General features: G+C 71.9%; 3 protein-coding genes. All 3 read right to left on the bottom strand.

Annotated features, from left to right (window positions below):
• Nucleotides 1-359, bottom strand: a 359-nt coding sequence (locus tag ABZ641_RS34500; RefSeq protein WP_359988285.1) for an NAD(P)H-binding protein, incomplete at its 3' end; no start/stop codon positions are given.
• 123 nt (nucleotides 360-482) lie between these two features.
• Complete coding sequence (locus ABZ641_RS34495; RefSeq protein ID WP_344621898.1) at nucleotides 483-1475, bottom strand: SPFH domain-containing protein; 993 nt, start codon at nucleotides 1473-1475, stop codon at nucleotides 483-485.
• Between the two features lie 9 nt (nucleotides 1476-1484).
• On the bottom strand, nucleotides 1485-1895 hold the full coding sequence (locus ABZ641_RS34490; RefSeq protein WP_344622035.1) for an NfeD family protein: 411 nt from the start codon (nucleotides 1893-1895) through the stop codon (nucleotides 1485-1487).
• Nucleotides 1896-2083 lie beyond the last annotated feature (188 nt).

Here is a 2083-nt window from a genome sequence, read left to right as displayed (position 1 = left end):
TCGGCGACGGCCCGCTCCTGGGCGGTCTTCACCGCGTAGTAGCCGACCGGCACCCGGTCGCAGCCGACGATCGAGACACAGACGTGGTGGCCGACGCCGGCGGCGCGTTCGGCGGCGAGCAGGTGCCTGGTGCCGTCGACCAGGGTGCGTTCGGCGCCCTTCGCCGAGCGGCTGTTGGCGGCGTCGACCACGACCTCGCAGCCGGCCAGGGCGGCGGCCAGTCCGGCCCCGGTGGTCAGGTCGACCGGGTGCTCGGGCGAGCGGCGGCTCAGCACCCGGACCTCGTGGCCGCGGGCGCGCAGTTCCTCGGTGACGTGGCTTCCCAGCGTCCCCGTTCCTCCGACGATGGCGATTCTCATGCCAGGGGGACGACGCAGCCCGTACGGGTGTGACATGCCCGGGTGCGACATGCGGAGCCGGCCTGCGCCGGCCCGGTACGGGCGGCGCAGGCCGGAGGGGTCTGCCGGGGCCTTACGGCAGGCTCACTCGGGGTCGATCCGCGGGTACTCGCGGGTGGTCTCGACCCGGGGGCGGCCGATGTGCTTGGTCTCGGTGTCCACCGGGCGCGGGGCGGCCGCGGCGGCCGGGCCGGCGCCGTTGCCCCCGGTCAGGCCGGTGAAGGCACCGCCGAGGCCCTTGAGCGCGTCGCCGACCTCGCTCGGGATGATCCACAGCTTGTTGGAGTCGCCCTTGGCGAGCTCGGGCAGGGTCTGCAGGTACTGGTAGGCGAGCAGCTTCTGGTCGGCGTCGCCCTCGTGGATGGCCTCGAAGACGGTGCGGATCGCGGCGGCCTCACCGTCGGCGCGCAGCACCGCGGCCTGCGCCTCGCCCTCGGCCTGCAGGACGGCGGCCTGCTTCTCGCCCTCGGCGCGCAGGATCTGGGCCTGCCGGGCGCCCTCGGCGGTGAGGATCGCGGCGCGCTTGTCGCGGTCGGCACGCATCTGCTTCTCCATCGAGTCCTGGATGGAGGTCGGCGGCTCGATCGCCTTCAGCTCGACGCGGTTGACGCGGATGCCCCAGCGGCCGGTGGCCTCGTCGAGGACGCCGCGCAGGCCCGCGTTGATGACCTCGCGGGAGGTCAGGGTGGACTCGAGGTCCATCGAGCCGATGATGTTGCGCAGCGTGGTGACGGTGAGCTGCTCGATGGCCTGGATGTAGCTGGCGACCTCGTAGGTCGCGGCCCGCGGGTCGGTCACCTGGTAGTAGATGACGGTGTCGATGTTGACGACCAGGTTGTCCGAGGTGATGACCGGCTGCGGCGGGAACGGCACGACCTGCTCGCGGAGGTCGATGCGGTTGCGGATGGTGTCGATGAACGGCACCACGATGTTGAGTCCCGCGCTCAGCGTGCGGGTGTAGCGGCCGAAGCGCTCCACGATCGCCGCGCTGGCCTGCGGGATCACCTGGATCGTCTTGATCAGCGCGATGAAGGCCACCACGACCAGGACGACCAGCACGATGAGGACGGGTTCCACGATTCTCCCCTAGACGACCAGGGCGGTGGCGCCCTGGATTTCGACGACGTCGACCTGCTGCCCCGGCTCGTAGACACTGCCGGGGTGGAGTGCCCGGGCCGACCAGATCTCGCCGTTGAGCTTGATCCGGCCGCCCTCCCCGTCGACCTTCTCCTGTACGACTGCGGTGGCGCCCTCGAGCGCCTCGATGCCCGTCTTGATCGCCGGGCCGTTCTGCAACTGGCGGTACGCGATCGGCCGGACGAACACCAGGAGGGCGACCGACACCGCGACGAACACCAGGAACTGCGGCACCACCCCGGCCCCGAGGGCCGCGGTGAGCGCCGCGGCACCCGCCCCGATCGCGAACATGGCGAACTCCGGCATCGCGGTGATCACCAGCGGTATGCCGAGGCCGACGGCGGCCAGGAGCCACCAGATCCAGCTGTCCACGACGCCATCCTAGGGAGGGGAATGCTTGTGACGCCTAGCTTCCCGCAGGTGAACAGGCGGAAACCGGCCGCCCGTACGGGGGGCGGGTGTTCAGCGGAGTTCAGTGGTTCAGCACCGCCGGGCCGCGCCGCCGCGGACACCGGAACGGCCGCCGGGCCGCGCGCCCGCCGGAGCGG

This window comes from Kitasatospora sp. NPDC007106 (assembly GCF_040634455.1).
In the GTDB taxonomy this organism is placed as follows: domain Bacteria; phylum Actinomycetota; class Actinomycetes; order Streptomycetales; family Streptomycetaceae; genus Kitasatospora; species Kitasatospora arboriphila.
Note: the sequence above shows the minus strand (reverse complement) of the source record. Positions and strands in the feature narration are given on the sequence as shown.